The sequence below is a fragment of the Buttiauxella sp. S19-1 genome, from assembly GCF_022134725.1.
Taxonomy (GTDB): Bacteria; Pseudomonadota; Gammaproteobacteria; order Enterobacterales; family Enterobacteriaceae; genus Buttiauxella; species Buttiauxella ferragutiae.
In genome coordinates, this window is sequence record NZ_JAHWLU010000041.1 from 19,212 (window position 1) to 38,026 (window position 18,815).

General features: G+C 50.8%; 18 protein-coding genes. 11 read left to right on the top strand and 7 right to left on the bottom strand.

Annotated elements, in window-relative coordinates:
• Positions 1–310 precede the first annotated feature (310 nt).
• The 3 genes from MES37_RS11295 to rimJ are packed head-to-tail and all read right to left on the bottom strand — an operon-like array spanning position 311 to position 2,482.
• Positions 311–1,234: a Gfo/Idh/MocA family protein gene (locus MES37_RS11295; RefSeq protein WP_133522681.1), complete on the bottom strand. Its 924-nt coding sequence runs from the start codon at positions 1,232–1,234 to the stop codon at positions 311–313.
• A 3-nt stretch (positions 1,235–1,237) separates the two neighbouring features.
• Positions 1,238–1,888: a YceH family protein gene (locus MES37_RS11300; protein ID WP_064547896.1), complete on the bottom strand. Its 651-nt coding sequence runs from the start codon at positions 1,886–1,888 to the stop codon at positions 1,238–1,240.
• 9 nt (positions 1,889–1,897) lie between these two features.
• Positions 1,898–2,482, bottom strand: coding sequence for a ribosomal protein S5-alanine N-acetyltransferase (rimJ, locus tag MES37_RS11305; protein ID WP_064547898.1), 585 nt, complete (start codon positions 2,480–2,482; stop codon positions 1,898–1,900).
• A 241-nt stretch (positions 2,483–2,723) separates the two neighbouring features.
• On the opposite strand from rimJ, the gene mdtH reads away from it, so the two are divergent.
• The 7 genes from mdtH to solA all read left to right on the top strand — a co-directional run bounded on the left by mdtH (position 2,724) and on the right by solA (position 8,787).
• Positions 2,724–3,932: a multidrug efflux MFS transporter MdtH gene (mdtH, locus tag MES37_RS11310; protein WP_121813895.1), complete on the top strand. Its 1,209-nt coding sequence runs from the start codon at positions 2,724–2,726 to the stop codon at positions 3,930–3,932.
• Between the two features lie 75 nt (positions 3,933–4,007).
• Positions 4,008–4,655 (top strand): glutaredoxin 2, encoded by a 648-nt coding sequence (gene grxB / locus MES37_RS11315; protein WP_064547902.1) that lies wholly within the window; start codon positions 4,008–4,010, stop codon positions 4,653–4,655.
• 195 nt (positions 4,656–4,850) lie between these two features.
• Complete coding sequence (locus tag MES37_RS11320; RefSeq protein ID WP_237931456.1) at positions 4,851–5,411, top strand: lipoprotein; 561 nt, start codon at positions 4,851–4,853, stop codon at positions 5,409–5,411.
• Between the two features lie 134 nt (positions 5,412–5,545).
• Positions 5,546–6,592, top strand: a complete 1,047-nt coding sequence (pyrC, locus tag MES37_RS11325; RefSeq protein WP_237931458.1) for a dihydroorotase — start codon at positions 5,546–5,548, stop codon at positions 6,590–6,592.
• 73 nt (positions 6,593–6,665) lie between these two features.
• Positions 6,666–6,911 carry a DNA damage-inducible protein I gene (dinI, locus tag MES37_RS11330; RefSeq protein ID WP_064547909.1) on the top strand — a complete coding sequence of 82 codons (246 nt, stop codon included), beginning with the start codon at positions 6,666–6,668 and terminating at the stop codon, positions 6,909–6,911.
• Between the two features lie 361 nt (positions 6,912–7,272).
• Positions 7,273–7,527 carry a biofilm formation regulator BssS gene (gene bssS, locus MES37_RS11335; RefSeq protein ID WP_064547911.1) on the top strand — a complete coding sequence of 85 codons (255 nt, stop codon included), beginning with the start codon at positions 7,273–7,275 and terminating at the stop codon, positions 7,525–7,527.
• A 141-nt stretch (positions 7,528–7,668) separates the two neighbouring features.
• Positions 7,669–8,787 (top strand): N-methyl-L-tryptophan oxidase, encoded by a 1,119-nt coding sequence (gene solA, locus MES37_RS11340; RefSeq protein WP_237931459.1) that lies wholly within the window; start codon positions 7,669–7,671, stop codon positions 8,785–8,787.
• 136 nt (positions 8,788–8,923) lie between these two features.
• Here the strand turns inward: solA and trhO are convergent, their stop codons facing one another.
• Positions 8,924–9,973, bottom strand: a complete 1,050-nt coding sequence (gene trhO, locus MES37_RS11345) for an oxygen-dependent tRNA uridine(34) hydroxylase TrhO (RefSeq protein WP_064547915.1) — start codon at positions 9,971–9,973, stop codon at positions 8,924–8,926.
• 229 nt (positions 9,974–10,202) lie between these two features.
• Between trhO and MES37_RS11350 the strand changes: the two genes are divergently transcribed.
• From MES37_RS11350 to MES37_RS11360, 3 genes are all read left to right on the top strand, one after another.
• The gene (locus tag MES37_RS11350) at positions 10,203–11,123 is read left to right on the top strand and encodes a Kdo(2)-lipid IV(A) acyltransferase (protein ID WP_064547917.1); all 921 of its coding nucleotides are present in this window, start codon (positions 10,203–10,205) and stop codon (positions 11,121–11,123) included.
• A 142-nt stretch (positions 11,124–11,265) separates the two neighbouring features.
• Positions 11,266–12,492 carry a multidrug efflux MFS transporter MdtG gene (mdtG, locus tag MES37_RS11355; RefSeq protein ID WP_064547919.1) on the top strand — a complete coding sequence of 409 codons (1,227 nt, stop codon included), beginning with the start codon at positions 11,266–11,268 and terminating at the stop codon, positions 12,490–12,492.
• 101 nt (positions 12,493–12,593) lie between these two features.
• Positions 12,594–12,968, top strand: coding sequence for a MysB family protein (locus MES37_RS11360; protein WP_064547921.1), 375 nt, complete (start codon positions 12,594–12,596; stop codon positions 12,966–12,968).
• Positions 12,969–12,971: 3 nt separating this feature from the next.
• On the opposite strand, the gene MES37_RS11365 is transcribed toward MES37_RS11360, so the two are convergent.
• The 3 genes from MES37_RS11365 to mdoG all read right to left on the bottom strand — a co-directional run bounded on the left by MES37_RS11365 (position 12,972) and on the right by mdoG (position 17,320).
• Positions 12,972–13,193: a YceK/YidQ family lipoprotein gene (locus MES37_RS11365; protein WP_370090861.1), complete on the bottom strand. Its 222-nt coding sequence runs from the start codon at positions 13,191–13,193 to the stop codon at positions 12,972–12,974.
• Positions 13,194–13,260: 67 nt separating this feature from the next.
• Positions 13,261–15,792: a glucans biosynthesis glucosyltransferase MdoH gene (gene mdoH, locus MES37_RS11370; RefSeq protein ID WP_064547925.1), complete on the bottom strand. Its 2,532-nt coding sequence runs from the start codon at positions 15,790–15,792 to the stop codon at positions 13,261–13,263.
• Positions 15,785–17,320 carry a glucans biosynthesis protein MdoG gene (mdoG, locus tag MES37_RS11375; RefSeq protein WP_121815655.1) on the bottom strand — a complete coding sequence of 512 codons (1,536 nt, stop codon included), beginning with the start codon at positions 17,318–17,320 and terminating at the stop codon, positions 15,785–15,787. Before mdoG ends, mdoH begins: the two co-directional genes overlap by 8 nt.
• Before the next feature lie 294 nt (positions 17,321–17,614).
• Here mdoG and mdoC point away from each other — a divergent pair, with 294 nt between their 5' ends.
• Positions 17,615–18,763, top strand: coding sequence for a glucans biosynthesis protein MdoC (mdoC, locus tag MES37_RS11380; RefSeq protein ID WP_064547927.1), 1,149 nt, complete (start codon positions 17,615–17,617; stop codon positions 18,761–18,763).
• Positions 18,764–18,815 lie beyond the last annotated feature (52 nt).

The window sequence follows — 18,815 nt, forward strand, 5'->3', positions numbered from 1 at the left end:
ATTATGTGGTTCCACAAACATCAACGCCTGCAAGGCAGGCGCTCAGCGCGTAAACAAAAAAGGAAAAAGCGTGGTTTTTCCTTCTTTGTGGTTATCAGCCGAAAATCAATAAATCGATTTTCCTTGTTTATTTATTTGGTGACATATGTTCGCTTTGCGAAAGAATGAGGTTTGTCATCAAACATCAACGCCTGCAAGGCAGGCGTTGGGATAACAGCAATGACGTCCAATTCATGTCGGATGTCGCTACGCTAATCCGACCTACAAAAGCCCCGCTAGTCTACCTATACACAGACGAAATACTACCGTGTTATTCACTCATGGCATCGCGCCACAGTTTCTCAACCACACGCTGGGCTATCAATGCTTGCTCGCCTGCAGTTTCAGGAACTGTCTGATTTGCCACACAATCGAGGAAATGACGGGCACAACCGACAAAACCGCGTTGTTCGAGCGTGGTTTGCCAGCCGGGAATGGGACGATTGACCACCCCATTGCCGCACTCTTCACGCCATTCGCGCATATCGGTCACATCATATAAGCCGCCATCTGTCACCGCTTGTACCGACTCGCGTTGGCTACCGGCACGGCGGTGCATACTGGTGGTGATTTGCAGGTTGCCACTGGCAAAGTGGTGCTCAGCAAACAGCATGTGGCCGTGATCGTTGGTCAGCAATGTTCCGCTTTGTAACTGTGCTTCGCCCCCCCCCAACCACAACGCGGTATCAACAACATGCAGATAATCATCAAGCAAGGTAAAGCGCAGGTCATTTGGCCCGACGCTGTCAGTGCGATGTTTGTCCATCCGCAACGAGGCGCCGTTCGCCAGTTTCGTTTTCAGGTCACGATACAGCGGAGAAAAACGGCGGTTAAAACCGACCATCAAGGTGCGTTTTTTCTGCTGTGCCAGTTCCACTAAACGCTCCGCATCAGCAAGATTTTCTGCCAGTGGTTTATCCACACAGACATTGACGCCAGCCTGTAACAGTTCGCTGACTACCGCGTAGTGGCTGCCGGTGGCGCTGTGGACAAAGACCGCATCGCACTGCGCTGCTAGTTCGGCAATAGATGAAACATAAGGGATACGGTAGGCATCGCAAACCGGTTGGGCTTTGGCGCGGGTTGGGGAAAAAGCACCTTGCACAATCCAGTCATTAGAGGCTCCTAATACTGGCAACCACGCCTTTTGCGCGATGCCGCCCAAACCCACCACGCCGACGCGAAGTTTAGTCATCAATTAATCCCCAAGATGTGCCAACAGCGAGTCAAGACGTTGCTTGAGTTCAGCGACTTCGCTTTCAAGTTGTTCCACGCGGGCAGTTAAATCATCCGTTGGTGCCGTCGCACTTTCGGCGAGGTTGGCTGGTGATGAATCAACTTCGCCACAGAACAAGTGCATATAGCGGCTTTCACGTTTGCCCGGTTCACGTGGCAAACGCACCACAAATGGGCCATCTTCACGGTTGGCAAGGTTTTCAAGCGTCGCTTCAACTTGCGCCATATCGCTGAATTCAAACATACGCGCGGCGCGAGAACGTAATTCACCCGGTGTCTGGGCGCCACGTAACAACAAGTTGGTGACGACCGCCACTTCCGCCGCCGAGAGTTTCAGATTGCCAAATTCGGAATTGCAGAAGCGCTGCTCGTACTTCGTCACGCGATTACCGAAACCGCTAAGAGTGCGCAAAAAGTGGCGCTTGACCAGAGTATCCAGCGTTTCTTGCACATCATGTTCTTTCAGATCCATCACCGGTTCGCGGTTGGTTTTCTGATTACACGCCGTCACGACGCCGTTGACGGACATCGGATATTGTTCAGGCGTGGTCACCTGTTTTTCCAGCAGGCTACCCACCACACGCGCTTCAACCGCAGTTAACTGATATTTCATTTCTCGTCCTTAACGGCCAGGGGTCCATTCTTTGGTGGTGAGCGCAGTCAAAACATGATCGCGCCAGACACCATCAATCAATAAATATTCTTTGGCATAGCCTTCTTTTTCAAAACCAAGGCGGGCGAGGAGATCGCCGCTGCGCTGGTTATGCGGCATGTAGTTCGCCATGATGCGGTGGATATGCTGGCTGCGCTGCATGTAACGAATCGCGGTGGTCAGCGCTTCAAACATCAGACCTTGCCCCTGCCATTTTTCACCCAACGAGTACCCCAGATAACAGGCATGAAATGAGCCGCGCACCACATTTGAAAAATTGGCGACGCCGCGAATCTCTTTCTCGTCAGGGTCGAGCAGCGCAAAGTAATAGGCGCTACCCTGTTTATGCATTTCGCTGATCATGCCCAGACGTGCTTGCCAGCCAGAAGGAAAGCAGTGGCTGTCATCTCGAATCGGTTCCCAGGGTTTCAGGAACTGACGGTTTTCGGCGTAATAATCTGCCAGACGCCAGGCATCTCGCTCATACACCAGACGCACCACCTGGCGGTCGGTTGATAAGCGTACTTTCGGCACGTTACTGCGGTAGCCAAACATGTTCACCCCTGCTCCTCACATCCCATATTTTCTTAGGCAACGTATTTACTATACCTGCGGCTGGCTGCGGAAGGAAAACAACAGCATGCAGATTTTTCACCTGCGCAAACTTTTTCGATTAAAGAGTTCAATCGAAGCCTCAGATTGATGAAAAAATATTGTCATATGCCTGGCTGTCAAAAACTCAAATAGCAGTAGAGAATAGAAGTTCATCACACTTTTAATATTCCCAGGAGGGGAGATGTCACGGGTAGCGCAGGCCAGGAGCCTGGGTAAATACTTCTTATTGCTCGATAACATGTTAGTGGTATTAGGCTTCTTCGTGGTTTTCCCTCTTATTTCCATTCGCTTCGTTGACCAAATGGGTTGGGCAGCGCTAATGGTCGGTATTGCGCTCGGCCTGCGTCAGCTCACCCAGCAAGGGCTGGGGATTTTCGGTGGCGCCATCGCTGACCGGCTGGGCGCTAAACCGATGATTGTCACCGGCATGCTGCTGCGAGCCGTCGGTTTTGCGCTGATGGGTATCGCCCATGAACCCTGGGTGTTGTGGCTATCGTGTTTTATTTCCGCTATCGGCGGCACGTTATTCGACCCGCCGCGTGCCGCGCTGGTGGTTAAACTCGTACGCCCACATCAACGAGGGCGTTTCTTCTCAATTCTGATGATGCAAGACAGCGCGGGGGCGGTTATTGGTGCGCTACTCGGGAGTTGGCTGCTGCAATATGATTTCCGCCTGGTGTGTGCTGTTGGCGCGGTGATGTTTGTGATTTGCGCTTTCGTCAACGCCTGGTTGCTACCTGCCTATAAACTTTCCACCATCCGCACGCCGATGCTTGAAGGGATGGGACGCGTGCTGCGCGATAAACGCTTCATCACTTATGTGTTAACGCTGGCCGGATATTACATGCTGGCGGTGCAGGTGATGTTGATGCTGCCGATTATGGTCAACGAAATTGCCGGCACACCTGCCGCCGTGAAGTGGATGTATGCCATTGAAGCCGCACTCTCGTTAACGCTGCTGTACCCGATTGCGCGCTGGAGCGAAAAACGCTTCCGTCTGGAGCAGCGCCTGATGGCAGGTTTATTCTTAATGTCGCTGGCCATGCTGCCGATTGGCCTTGCCAATAATCTTCAGCAACTGTTCACGCTAATTTGTGTGTTTTATGTCGGTTCAATCATTGCTGAACCGGCCAGGGAAACGCTGAGTGCATCCCTTGCTGATTCCCGTGCTCGCGGCAGTTACATGGGTTTTAGCCGTCTGGGTCTGGCCATTGGTGGGGCATTTGGTTACGCCGGTGGCGGCTGGTTGTTTGATGCCGGGAAAAGTATCAACCAGCCATCGCTTCCGTGGGTAATGTTAGGGATTATTGGCTTCATCACGCTTATCGCGCTGTGGTGGCAATTCAGCACGAAACCTATTGAACCCTCGATGCTCGAACCCGGTAACTAGTTTGCGGCACTCACTTTTCTCCCCCATACTCAATAGTTAACCAACCTGGTTCGCTGATAAATATGGAGGAGAAACGTGAAGCTTTATATCTACGATCACTGCCCTTTCTGCCTTAAGGCACGCATGATTTTTGGTTTAAAGAACATCCCCATTGAGTTGAAAGTCCTGCTCAATGACGATGAAGCCACTCCGACCAAAATGATTGGTAAGAAGATGGCGCCGATCCTGCAAAAAGACGATAGCCGCTATATGCCTGAAAGCATGGATATCGTGCATTACGTCGATAAACTGGATGGCGAACCGCTTCTGACTGGCGCAACCAACGCCGCAATTAGCGACTGGTTACGCCACGTGAATAGCTATGTGCAGCAGTTGTTGATTCCGCGCATGGCGAAAGCACCTTTTGATGAGTTTGCCACGCCACAAGCACGTGCTTATTTCGTCAACAAAAAGGAAGCGATGATCGGCTCGTTTGCCGACCTCCTTCACCATTCGCCAGGGCTAATCAAAAAAATCTCTGATGATTTACGCAAGCTCGATAAGCTGATTGTGCAGCCGAATGCGGTAAACGGTGAGCTGTCTGACGACGATATTCATCTGTTCCCACTGCTGCGTAACCTGACTCTGGTCGCGGGTATTGAGTGGCCAAGCCGTGTTGCGGCGTATCGCGATAATATGGCTAAACAGACACAAATTAATCTGCTGTCGTCCCACGCGGTTTAAATACACTTATTAATTCGAGTTACCAGCCCCAGGAGCTTACTCAAGTATGTGACTGGGGTGAGTAAACGCAGCCAACTCTGATGTCGCTCGAAGTATGACGGCTATTTCGGTTTTTTCCGGTGGCGTAGCCCGCCCTGGGACATCATAATGCTTTATGTCAGGATCTGTGTTCTATGCAGCATGTTAAGGAATTCCATGAAAAAGATTGTTTTCGCCGCAGCGCTAATGCTCAGCGGGTTAGTGGTGGGTTGCAATCAGTTAACGCAATACACGGTCAGCGAACAGGAAATAAACCAGGCGCTGCATAAACGTAATAACTTCTCTAAAGATATTGGCCTGCCAGGCGTTGCCGATGCCCATATTGTTTTAACCAATTTAAGCAGTGCGATTGGCCGTGAAGAGCCGAATAAAGTGACGTTGACTGGCGATGCCAATCTGGAGATGTCGTCGCTATTTGGTAATCAAAAAGCCACTATCAAGCTCAAACTCAAAGCATTGCCGGTGTTCAATAAAGAACAAGGCGCGATTTATTTGCAAGAAATGGAAGTGGTAAACGCGACGGTCGAACCTGAAAAAATGCAGACCATTGTCCAGACCCTGATTCCTTATCTGAATCAGTCATTGCGTAATTACTTTAATCAACAACCGGCTTATGTGCTGGGCGAAGACCGCAGTACTGGTGAGAACCTGGCGAAAAGATACGCCAAGGGACTTGAGGTTAAACCGGGCCAACTCATTATCCCATTTACTGATTAACCCGTTTTTCCTGGTCGGGGGCAACATTCCCCCGACAAAATCTCGATGAAAATGGTGCAAAGCGAAACGTTTGCGCTTATCCTTGCTCTCCGGCACAAATCATCGTTTTTTCCTTCCTACGCCGGAGCAATTTCATGACCGTATTACCCCAGGTATTAAAAATTCGCCGCCCTGATGACTGGCATGTTCACCTACGTGACGGTGAAATGTTAAAAACGGTGGTGCCTTATACCAGCGAAACTTATGGTCGCGCGATTGTGATGCCAAACCTGGTTCCCCCAGTGACAACGGTTGAAGCCGCCATTGCTTATCGCCAGCGTATTCTTGATGCTGTACCGCAAGGCCATAAATTTGAACCGCTGATGACCTGCTACCTGACCGATTCTCTTGACCCGAATGAAGTTGAGCACGGGTTTAACGAAGGCGTGTTTACCGCAGCAAAACTCTACCCAGCCAATGCGACCACCAACTCAAGCCACGGTGTTACCAGCACTGCCGCGATTAAAACGGTGCTTGAGCGCATGCAGAAAATTGGCATGCCGCTGCTTATCCACGGCGAAGTGACTCACGCTGATATTGATATTTTTGACCGTGAAGCGCGCTTTATCGAAACCGTTATGGAACCTTTGCGCCAACAATTCCCGGAACTGAAAGTGGTGTTTGAACACATCACTACCAAAGATGCGGCGCAGTATGTGAAGGAAGGAAACTCCCTGCTGGCGGCAACCATTACCCCGCAACACCTGATGTTTAACCGTAACCATATGCTGGTCGGTGGTGTGCGCCCTCACCTGTATTGCCTGCCAATTCTGAAACGCAGCATTCATCAGGAAGCGTTGCGTGAGCTGGTTGCCAGCGGATGTGACCGCGTATTCCTCGGTACAGATTCCGCGCCTCATGCGCGTCATCGTAAAGAGGCCAGTTGTGGTTGCGCAGGTTGCTTTAACGCGCCTTCTGCTCTTGGCGCTTACGCGACGGTGTTTGAAGAGTTGAATGCGTTGCAGCACTTTGAAGCCTTCACTTCACTGAATGGCCCACGTTTCTACGGCCTGCCTGTGAATGAAGAATCCATTGAACTGGTGCGTACTCCAGTGCACATACCGGAACTCATCGAAACGTCCGATGACAGCATTGTGCCGTTCCTCGCCGGTGAGCAAGTGGCCTGGTCAGTAAAAGCATAATTTTTCATGCCCCCTGTTGCATAACCCAGAATATGACTGTATAAATATCCAGTATATTATACAGGGGGCTGTTATGCGTATTGAAGTCACTATTGCTAAAACTACATCTCTGCCGCCAGGCGCTATTGATGCGCTTGCTACTGAACTCTCACGCCGAATTACTCAACACTATCCTGAAGACTCAAATCACGTTCAGGTGCGTTACGCTGCTGCTAATAACCTTTCGGTGTTAGGGGCCAGCAAAGAAGATCGCGATCGTATTAGCGAAATATTGCAAGAGACCTGGGAAAGCGCTGACGACTGGTTTTCTGCGGATTAAAACTCATCATGGAAGGTGGCAGGCTGCTTGAGCCGCTGCTTATTTCAAATATAAGTTTCCCTCGTTATTTTTATGCCGGGTGTCGCCATCCGGTTTTTTTATCGTTTAAAAATCACACTGCAAATAATTCCCTCCTGACACTGATTACTTAGAATCTTCTGATATTCACCAAGCACAACCTGCGGTTTTATTGAGCAACCAAGCACCTTTATGTAAAAAAAGTGTTGCGGGGTATTTATTTATCCGTCGAAATAGCTTAATCATTGATATACTTAACTGGCTTCACATTTAAAAAGAAACAAGAAACAAGCATTAAACCTCGCGAACCGTTGTCTTAAACACACGTATAAAAGGGGTTATGATGGAAAAAAATAGTGATGTTATCCAGACCCATCCCCTTGTTGGATGGGACATCAGCACCGTAGATAGTTACGACGCGCTGATGCTTCGCCTGCACTACCTGACCTCAAATACGCAAAAGCACGACGAAACTGAAATCGGTCAAACTTTATGGCTGACCACGGATGTTGCCCGGCAATTTATTTCTATTCTTGAAGCCGGCATTGCTAAGATTGAATCCAGTGATTACCAGGTAAGCGATTATCGTAAGCATTGATTATTGATGCTGCCCAAATAACGCACAAGGCACCGTAGAGGTGCCTTTTTTATTATTCCTCTTTCGCTCAATTGCCAGGCGACGGAGAATTAATTACCCTGCTATATAATTCATTTTTGCCAAAGAGAAGAGAAAAGCACCATGCATTATGACCTTATCATCGTCGGTAGCGGTTCTGTCGGCGCAGCAGCCGGGTGCTATGCCACTCACTCCGGCTTGAATGTGCTGATGATCGATAGTTGCCATCCCCCTCACCAACAAGGCAGCCATCATGGCGATACACGCCTGATGCGTCACGCCTACGGCGAAGGGGAAAAATATGTCCCGCTGGTATTGCGTGCGCAGGCACTCTGGGATGCGTTACAGGAAATAAGCGGCGAGAAAGTGTTTCACCGTACCGGCGTGATTAATCTCGGTCCGGCAGATTCAACGTTTATCTCAACCGTGCAACGCAGTGCGCAAAACTGGTCGCTGCCGCTTGAAACGCTGAGTGCTGAAGCAGTCATGGCACGCTGGCCACAGGTAACCGTTCCCGAAAACTATGTTGGTTTGTTTGAGCCGAACTCTGGCGTGCTTCGCAGCGAGCTGGCGGTGGAGACCTATATTCGACTGGCCAATCAGGGCGGTTGCGCTCAACTGTTCAATTGCCCGGTGACTGATATTCGTCATACCGCTGAAGGGGTGGTTGTCGATACGCCAGAAGGTGAATTCACCGCGAGTAAATTGTTAGTCAGTGCAGGAACATGGGTCACTAAATTGCTACCGGAACTGCCCGTCACGCCAGTGCGCAAAATCTTTAGCTGGCATCAGGCCGATGGCCGCTACAGTGAAAAAAACCACTTCCCTGCTTTTACCGCCGAACTACCTGATGGTAGCCAGTATTACGGTTTCCCCGCGGGCGAGGATAACGAGCTGAAGCTGGGCAAACATGATGGTGGTCAGGTTATTAGTGAACCCGGTCAGCGCAAACCGTTTGGTGCAATCGCCACGGATGGAAGTGAAGTATTTAGCTTCTTGCGCCAGATAATGCCAGGTGTGGGCGTGTGTATGCACGGCGCGGCCTGCACCTACGATATGTCACCGGATGAAGATTTTATTATTGATACCCTGCCGGGTCATGACAACACGCTGGTGATTACCGGCCTGAGCGGACACGGATTTAAATTCGCTTCAGTGCTGGGGGAAATTGCCTGCCAGTTCGCATTGGGCAAAGAGTCAAGTTTCGACCTGACACCGTTCTCGCTTGCGCGTTTTAAGTAGCGATCGAGGCGGAATAAAATGTTGTAGGGTGGATAAGCGGTACACGCCATCCACCATTTTCGCCTGTATTCACAGATGAAAACGTCGGATGGCGCTGCGCTTATCCGACCTGTGAAAGAGGTTTCCCCCTTTGCTTTTACTTAGGATCCGGGATCCCTAACGTAGTGTTGAGAACGCCACGGGATTTGTTGAAAATCTTATTACCGTTTTCCCGCCCGGCACGACGACGGCGCTGTTCTTCCGGTGACAGCGCCAGTTCATCACGGCAAATGTCGCTACAGCAGCCAGCAAACTTCTCAGCGCAACTCGGGCACTGAATAAACAGCAAGTGGCAGCCGTCATTTTTGCAGTTGGTATGGCTGTCGCAAGATGTGCCGCACTGATGGCAATGGGCAATCACATCATCAGAAATACGTTCGCCCATACGCTCATCAAAGACAAAGTTCTTACCGACAAAACGCACCGGAATCCCTTGTTCACGCGCACGTCTTGCGTATTCGATAATCCCGCCTTCAATGTGGTAGACGTTCTTGAAACCGTTGTGCAACATCCAGGCACTGGCTTTCTCACAACGGATGCCGCCAGTACAGTACATGACGATTTTTTTGTCTTTGTCTTCCTGCAACATGTCGACCGCTTTCGGCAACTGCTCACGGAAAGTGTCCGCCGGGATCTCCAGTGCATCCTGGAAATGACCCACTTCATATTCGTAATGGTTGCGCATGTCGATAAACACCGCTTCCGGGTCGTCGAGCATCGCATTCACGTCTGCGGCTTTGAGATAAGCACCGACCTGGCTGGCATCAAATGACGGGTCATCAATCCCATCGGCGACAATGCGGTCGCGGACCTTCATGCGTAATACCCAAAACGATTTGCCATCGTCTTCGAGGGCAACGTTGAGTCGCACACCGTTAAGTGCAGGATGGAAAGCGTAAAGTGTTTCGCGGAATCCATCCACACGGCTGTTTGGCACGCTGATTTGCGCGTTAATCCCTTCATGAGCGAGATAAACGCGACCAAATACATTTAGCGATGTAAACGCCTGGTAAAGCGCATCGCGCGTCGTTTGAGGGTCTTCAATGGTGAAATACTTATAGAATGAGATGGTAGTGCGAGGCTCAGTTTCAGCCAACATGCGCACACGCAGTTCATCATTCGATATGCGGTTGTGTAACACTGGCATGGTGTTCGCTCGGCTATCGTTGATAAAAAAGTGGGCTGCATCATATAGCAATTATCGTTAATTTACATCCTCGCATTTTGCGCTACATTTCCGTTATCTATCCGTACAAAACGCAACAATCGTTTGAATATCAAACACTCTGCTGCTGTTAATTTTGGCAGACCCTCAATTAATGTCACAATAGTCTGACTCAAGAAGATCCGGCATTTGCCGTCACAATAGGTTTTACATGACGAACTTACCGCAATTCTCGCGCGCATTACTTCATCCCCGCTATTGGGGAACCTGGTTTGGTATTGGCTTACTTTACTTAGTTACCCTGCTCCCCTATCCGGTGATTTATCGAGTCGGGCGTGGGCTTGGCCAACTTGCTATGCGGTTTATGAAGCACCGCGTCACGATTACCCGCCGCAATCTTGAACTCGCCTTTCCCCACAAAACCGCGGAAGAACGTGAGTATTATCTCGAGAAAAACTTCGAATCCGTTGGCCTCGGCCTGATGGAAACCGGCATGGCATGGTTTTGGCCCACCTGGCGTATTCGACGCTGGTGTGATGTTTCTGGTGTCGAGCATATTCACGCGGTGCAGGAAGCCAAACGGGGCGTGTTGCTCATTGGAATTCATTTCCTGACGCTGGAATTAGGCGCGCGCATGTTCGGTATGAACACGCCCGGTATCGGCGTTTACCGCCCGAATGACAACCCCCTGCTCGACTGGCTGCAAACCTGGGGCCGTATGCGCTCCAATAAAAGCATGATCGACCGTAAAGACCTTAAAGGCATGATTCGTGCGCTGAAACAGGGTGAAATCATCTGGTACGCACCGGACCACGACTACGGCCCGCGTGGCAGCGTTTTTGTGCCATTTTTTGGCGTTGACGAAGCCGCCACCACCGCAGGAACATACACTCTTGCACGTATGTCAGGTGCGGCAATCGTACCAATGGTGCCGCGCCGCAAGCCGGACGGTAAAGGTTACGAGTTGCTGATTCTACCCGCAGAGTTTTCACCACCGCTGGAAACCCCTGAAAGTACGGCGATCTGGATGAATAAAATCATCGAGCAGTGCATTTTGATGGCCCCGGAGCAATACATGTGGCTGCACCGCCGCTTTAAAACGCGTCCAGAAGGGGTTCCTGCGCGTTATTAACTTCTGTAAATCGGTGGCATTTTGCCACCTTTTTTCATTCTAAAATTGTGTTTCAGAAACATTGCCCCTCCCCGCCAACAAGCGCATAATTAGCAAGGTAATAATTCCATCACATGTCTTTTCTGCACTGAACTGGAGCGTTATGACTCTCCCCGAGAACCCGATCAACTGGAAACGAAATCTCACCGTTGCATGGCTTGGGTGTTTTCTTACCGGTGTCGCATTTAGCCTGGTCATGCCCTTCCTGCCGCTGTATGTCGAACATCTTGGCGTGACCGGACACAGCGCACTCAACATGTGGTCCGGCATCGTTTTCAGCATTACCTTTTTGTTCTCAGCCATTGCGTCACCTTTCTGGGGCGGGCTTGCCGACCGTAAAGGCCGCAAGATAATGCTACTGCGTTCAGCATTGGGGATGTCCATTGTGATGGTGCTGATGGGCTTTGCGAGCAATATCTGGCAATTTCTGGCGCTGCGCGCACTGCTCGGACTATTGGGTGGATTTGTCCCCAATGCTAACGCGCTTATCGCCACCCAAGTTCCGCGCCATAAAAGTGGTTGGGCATTGGGCACGTTGTCTACCGGCGGGGTAAGCGGTGCACTTCTTGGGCCGATGATTGGCGGTTTTCTGGCGGATACCTATGGCCTGCGTCCGGTGTTTTTCATCACCGCTGGCGTGCTATTTACCTGTTTTGTTTTTACCTTGTTCTGCATTCGCGAACAATTTACCCCGGTGCACAAGAAGGACATGTTGCACGCACGTCAGGTTTTAACTTCGCTCAAAAATCCACGCCTGGTGCTGAGTCTGTTTATCACCACCATGATTATTCAGGTTGCCACCGGTTCTATCGCCCCGATTCTTACGCTTTACGTGCGTGAACTGGCAGGCAATGTCAGCAATCTGGCATTTATCAGCGGGATGATTGCATCTGTGCCTGGCGTTGCGGCGTTAATCAGTGCGCCGCGACTGGGCAAACTGGGGGATAGAATCGGGCCGGAAAGGATTTTAATCTGCGCGCTGGTTATCTCTGTGTTGTTGCTGATCCCAATGTCGATGGTACAAAACCCATGGCAACTGGGGGTGTTACGTTTCCTGCTTGGTGCCGCCGATGGCGCACTGTTGCCAGCGGTACAAACACTGCTGGTCTACAACTCAAGCAACCAAATTGCCGGACGGATCTTTAGTTACAACCAGTCATTCCGCGATATTGGTAATGTCACTGGTCCGTTGATGGGTGCCGCTGTTTCAGCAAACTATGGCTTCCGCACGGTATTTTTAGTCACCGGTTGTGTGGTTCTTTTCAATGCTCTTTACTCGTGGATAAGTCTCCGTCGCCCGACTGAACGTGTCAGTGTTTCTGGCGACTGACTCAGAAATCTCCGACATACTTGCAACTTTGCAAACAGCGTCAACAATTAACTTGAAATGGCGCCGTAACGCGCTCCCTGACCTGTACAAAGGAGATTACTATGAGTCTGTATGCGACGCTGGAAGAGGCCATCGATGCCGCACGCGAGCTTTTCCTTGTTGAGAACCCGGAGCTGGATGAAGAGAGTGCCAGTGTTCAGCAACTGAACATTCAGAAGTACATTCTTCAGGATGGCGACATTATGTGGCAAGCCGAGTTTTTCGCTGATGACAGCGGGGATGGCGAATGTCTACCGATGGTCAGCGGTGAAGCGGCGCAAAGTGTCTTTGACGGTGACTATGATGAAATCGAGTTACGTCAGGAGTGGATTGAAGAAAATACACTGCACGAATGGGACGAAGGTGAATTTCAACTTGAGCCGCCTCTGGATACCGAGGAAGGTCAGACTGCCGCTGATGAATGGGATGAACGATAAGTTTTACTCGTAAGGCCCATGGCTGGCATCAATCGGCAGCAAAAGTGTGTCGAACACCAGCGAAAAAGGTAAATCGAGCACAGTAATATAGCGCCATGCGCTGTCACGCACATCCCACTGCACACCGGGGTAATACTGATTACCATGTCCCTGCCCCGGTACAGCACGGCTAATAATACTCCCGCATCCGCTCAGTAAGCAGGCGAACAACGCGACCACAAGGATTCTTAACACAGTTTTACTCCAAAAAAATGCCGACCCGAAGGCCGGCATTGATGATGCGTTTCGCGCTCTATTTGGACGGTAACGCCTCAGGGTTCAGGCTAACCGTTTTGTAGCTATCTACCCACGAGGAGTAACGCTGCGGATTCGACCACACACGATAATGCAGACGAGACATAGTGACCGGATCGCTTAACAACACCAAACGACGATCGCGGTTCAGTTTGTCAGGCGTTTCGTTCAGTGCCTGCTCAACGTGACGATCGCGCGCAATTTCCAGCACCTGGCTTGCACGGTGACGTGCTGTTGCCATCGCAGTTGCCAGGGCATTAAACGACGGGTTAAACACCGCGTGCATAAAGCCATCATCCAGCGTACGGCTGCGGTTGAGCTTCAGGTAGTTGTCGGTATCGACCAGAACCTGCGGAGGAGAATACTCTTCCGGGATCAGGAACAACTTCCAACGCTTAGTACGCAAACCGATGGTCGCACGGCTCGAAATCACCGAGACAAATGGTGACAGAATCAGTGAGAAGACGATTGGCGCAAGCCAGAACAAGAAGCGCAAATCCAGCCATGCCATGCCGACAGCCCACACCAGACCCAACAGAAGTTGAGAACCGTGGCGCATAAACGCTTCACCCCATGGGGTTGAATCATCATCACGCTGCGGCGAGTTCCAGACCACTTCCCAACCGAGGAACGCGCTAACCACAAATACGGTGTGGAACAGCATACGCACCGGAGCCAGCAGCACAGAGAACAGTACTTCCAGCAGCAGGGAGGCCGTCACGCGGAAGAAACCGCCGAACTCTTTCGAGCCTTTGCACCAAATCAGAATGATACTCAGCAGCTTCGGCAGGAACAGTAACACCATGGTGGAAGCAAACAGCGCAATCGCCAGCTCCGGACGCCACTGCGGCCACACCGGGAACAGCTGGCGCGGTTGCAGGAAGTACTGCGGTTCTGTCAGCGCATGAACCACCTGCAATGCAGTTGATAATGCGAGGAACATAAACCACAAAGGTGCCGACAGATACGACATGACGCCCGTCAGGAATACCGCACGGTGAACCGGGTGCATGCCTTTTACCAGGAACAGACGGAAGTTCATCAAGTTACCGTGGCACCAACGGCGGTCACGCTTGAGTTCATCCAGTAAGTTCGGTGGCAGTTCTTCATAAGAACCCGGCAAGTCATAGGCAATCCATACGCCCCAACCCGCACGGCGCATCAAAGCGGCTTCGACGAAGTCGTGCGAAAGGATTGAACCGGCGAATGACCCTTCACCTGGCAGCGGTGCTAACGCACAGTGCTCGATGAACGGCTTAACGCGAATAATCGCATTGTGGCCCCAGTAGTGGGATTCGCCCAACTGCCAGAAGTGCAGACCTGCGGTAAACAACGGCCCGTAAACGCGAGTTGCAAACTGCTGGCAGCGCGCATACAGCGTGTCCATGCCAGACGCTTTTGGTGATGACTGAATGATGCCCGCATTCGGGTTAGCATTCATCAAACGCACCAGGTTGGTCAGACAGTCACCGCTCATGACGGAGTCAGCATCCAACACCACCATGTAGCTGTATTGGTTACCCCAGCGACGGCAGAAGTCATCGATGTTGCCACTTTTACGTTTCACACGGCGGCGGCGGCGGCGGTAGAAAATCTGCCCTTCGCCCTGCACTTCGTTGATCAGTTCCATCCACGCTTTTTGCTCGGCAACACAGATATCCGGGTTGTAGCTGTCGCTCAGGATGTAAACATCGAAGTGCTGCTGTTGGCCGGTCGCTTTTACCGATTCCCACGTCGCACGCAGACCCGCAAATACGCGGTCAACGTCTTCGTTACAAATAGGCATAATCAACGCAGTGCGGTTCGCCGGGTCGATTGGCTCATCACCCACTGTTGAAGCAGAGATACTGTATTTATCTTTGCCCATCAGTAGCTGGAGGAAGCCCATCAACGCGGTCCAGAAACCGGCTGATACCCAACAGAACAGAATCGCAAACAGGATCAAGATGCCGGTCTGCAGCACATACGGCAGCAGCTGCATGAAGGAGACCCACAAATCCTGGTCGAGCATATCGGATGGATTGATCAGCGCCCAGCCCTGGTAAGGCAGAATGGTCTTCATGTACCAGGTCGCCACCACGGTCTGAGAAATGGTCAGCAGCAGCAGAATGTAACGTCGAATAGTCCCGACGGTACGCCATTTCTGCTCAGCTTCAGCCTCTTCTTTCGACATATAGCGAGGATTAACTTCCCGCCCGCGTAAACGATCCCAGAACCGGCCAATTGGGTTGGTGCGCCACGGATCGGGGAACATCGAAGAACGCGTTGCTTTTGGCATTGCCTGCAACTGGGTGCGCCCTTCTTCATCCTTAATCAGTTGTTCCGCACCCAACGATCCAGGCCAGCTCGCTTCGAGCCGGGCCTTTACCGAGGCTAAAGGGGAATCATCGGCGCGGTCATAGTGGTGCTCTTGCGCATCCAGCGCCTCATGCACCGCTTGCAGATCCGATGCAGGTAGAGCCGCCTTCTGCTCAGCAGAAAGCGGGAGGGCATCAATATAATCAGACGCAGTATCAGTAAACTTATTCATTGGCAGGTAGCTGGTAGCTCCAGGTTTCACTCAACGTTTGCGAGCCATTGACCAGCGCTGCACGCATTTCAGTCGGTTTCTTCTCGTCTTTGACTTTCAGACGTACTGTCAAACGCCAGCCTTTAGTGACCGGGTTGTAACGTACCTGGCTGTCAACGATTTCGCCGTTGTCACCGATGCTGGTTTGCGCGGTAACCGGCGTATCTTGCGGCAGTTTTTTCATGTCCGCGCCGACGTAATCCACGACAAACGCAATCGTGCCGTCTGGCTGGCGAATCAGATTCGACTGCTTCACATCACCGGTTGAGCGGCGAGTCTGCGTCACGTACGCGTTATCTGGCGCGTGCATTTTGTCTTCGTCACGGCTGAAGGTAATGGTGTATTTGAAGTTCATCTCTTTGCCGGGTTCCGGGAGCTGATCCGGCGTCCAGTAAGCAACGATGTTGTCATTGGTTTCGTCGTTGGTTGGAATTTCCACCAGTTCGACGCGACCTTTACCCCAATCACCTTGCGGTGCAACCCAGGCGCTTGGACGCTGATCGTAACGATCATTCAGATCTTCAAAACGAGAGAACTGACGGCCACGTTGCAGCAAACCAAAACCAACCGGATTTTCTGTCGCGAAGGAACTCACGGCCAGATGTTTCGGGTTGTTCAGCGGACGCCAAATCCACTCACCGTTACCAGCATGGATAGACAGACCGTTAGAGTCATGTAATTCAGGACGGTAGTTGATGCTTGGTGACGGCTGATTTGGCCCAAACAGGAACATACTGGTCAGCGGTGCAACGCCCAGTTTGCCTACTTTGTCGCGCAAATAAACTTTTGACTGCACGTTGACCACGGTGTCACGCCCAGGGGTAATCACAAAGCGATAGGCACCTGTTGCACGTGGGGAATCGAGCAACGCATAGAGGGTCAGCGTTTTGTCGCCAGTTTTCGGGCGCTCAATCCAGTACTCACGGAAACGGGGGAACTCTTCACCAGATGGCAAAGCAGTATCGATAGCCAAACCACGAGCAGACAGACCATAAACCTGACCTGAGCCAATCACACGGAAATAACTCGCCCCGAGCATGCTGACAATTTCGTCGTTTTTATCTTTGCTGTTGATCGGATAGAGCACTTTGAACCCGGCGAAGCCAAGATCTTTAACGGTGTCTTTATCGTGTTTTACATTACCGAAATTAAAGTAATCCGGGTTGTACTTGATCTTATGAACCGCAGTCGCTGTCACTTCGTTGATAGCAACCGGGGTGTCGAAGTACATACCCTGATGATAAAATTCAAGCTTAAATGGGGTCTTTAACTTGCTCCAGTAGGCTTTGTCGTGATTGAACTGGATCTGCTGATAATCCGCATATTTCATGTCGCGGAAGAGCGAAGGCAGATTGCTTTTCGGTGCTTCGTAGCTTTTGCCCGCTAATGTTTTCGCTTGTTTTGCGACATCATCGATGGTGAAGGCCCAAACCGAGGTGGTATAAAGTGACAACATTACTGCCGCACCGAGCCCACACATTTTCATCATTTTTAGTTTATGTTTCATATTAACCAGCACATCCCCCTTTGTGTGCTTAAATCAATCCAATCCATTTTAATGGAAACTTCTGCTTTCCGACAACCAAATACCCGCATTGTTCAGCACGCTGGCTCAGCCTTTAAGCAAAAAAAGACAACTGCTTACGCTTTCAGAGCCCATCCTGGAGACAGGATGTCATGGTTAGTGTAGGGTTGCCACGGAATTGATACCGTTCGGGACTTCAAGCCTATTGGGATATGTTCTTAAGGATAAGGCGATTCGTCCGATAATGTCTGGAGTATTATGAGTAAAGCACCACAACAACGCGAGTTTTTCCTGGATTCTATCCGGGCCTGGTTAATGCTTTTAGGCATTCCGTTTCATATCTCGCTCATCTATTCAAGCCACCATTGGCATGTCAACAGCGCTGAAGCCTCCTGGGGATTAACCCTTTTTAATGACATCATTCACTCCTTCCGGATGCAGGTGTTTTTTGTCATTTCCGGTTATTTCTCCTACATGCTTTTTCTGCGCTACCCGCTTAAACGCTGGTGGAAAGTGCGTGTTGAGCGTGTCGGCATCCCAATGTTGACAGCAATTCCCTTGCTGACGCTACCGCAATTTTTAATGTTGCAACACGTTAACGACAAAGCAAAAAACTGGCCGGGGCTCACCCCTTACGAGAAGTACAACACGCTGGTTTGGGAACTGGTTTCCCATTTATGGTTCTTGTTAGTGATGGTGGTGTTGACGACAGTTTGTTTATTTTTGTTTCAACAAATGAAAAACCGCCTTGAGAAGGTACCCGAAAATAGTGCGTCAACCATTACCCTGGGAAAACTCTCAATTTATTTCCTTGGGTTCGGTTTTTTGTACGGTGCCATTCGCCGCACGATTTTCATTGTTTACTCTCCAATATTAAGTGATGGCTTGTTTAACTTCGTGGTGATGCAGACGCTGTTTTATCTGCCGTTCTTCATGCTCGGGGCTTTAACGTTTGTGCGCCCGCAACTGAAAGCCCTGTTTACCACGCCATCGCCATGGTGCGCTGCGGGTGCTGTGCTGGCATTCGCGGCTTATTTGCTCAACCAGCGTTACGGCAGCGGCGATGCCTGGATGTATGAGACTGAAAGCGTTATCACCATGGTTTTAGGCCTGTGGATGGTTAACGTGGTGTTCTCACTGGGCCATAAACTGCTGAACTTCCAGTCTAAGCGTGTCACCTATTTCGTGAATGCATCGCTATTCATTTACCTGGTTCACCATCCGCTGACGCTATTCTACGGCGCGTTTATCACGCCACATATCACGTCCAATGCGCTGGGCTTTATTACGGGACTGGTCTTTGTGGTGGGGATTGCGGTGATTCTGTATGAAATCCATCTGCGAATTCCACTGCTGCGCTTCTTGTTCTCTGGCAAGCCGCAGAACGTGGCGGTTAAAGTTTCGTAGATCGGACTCCGGTACTTTATGGTGGATGACGCTGGCGCTTATCCCCCCTACA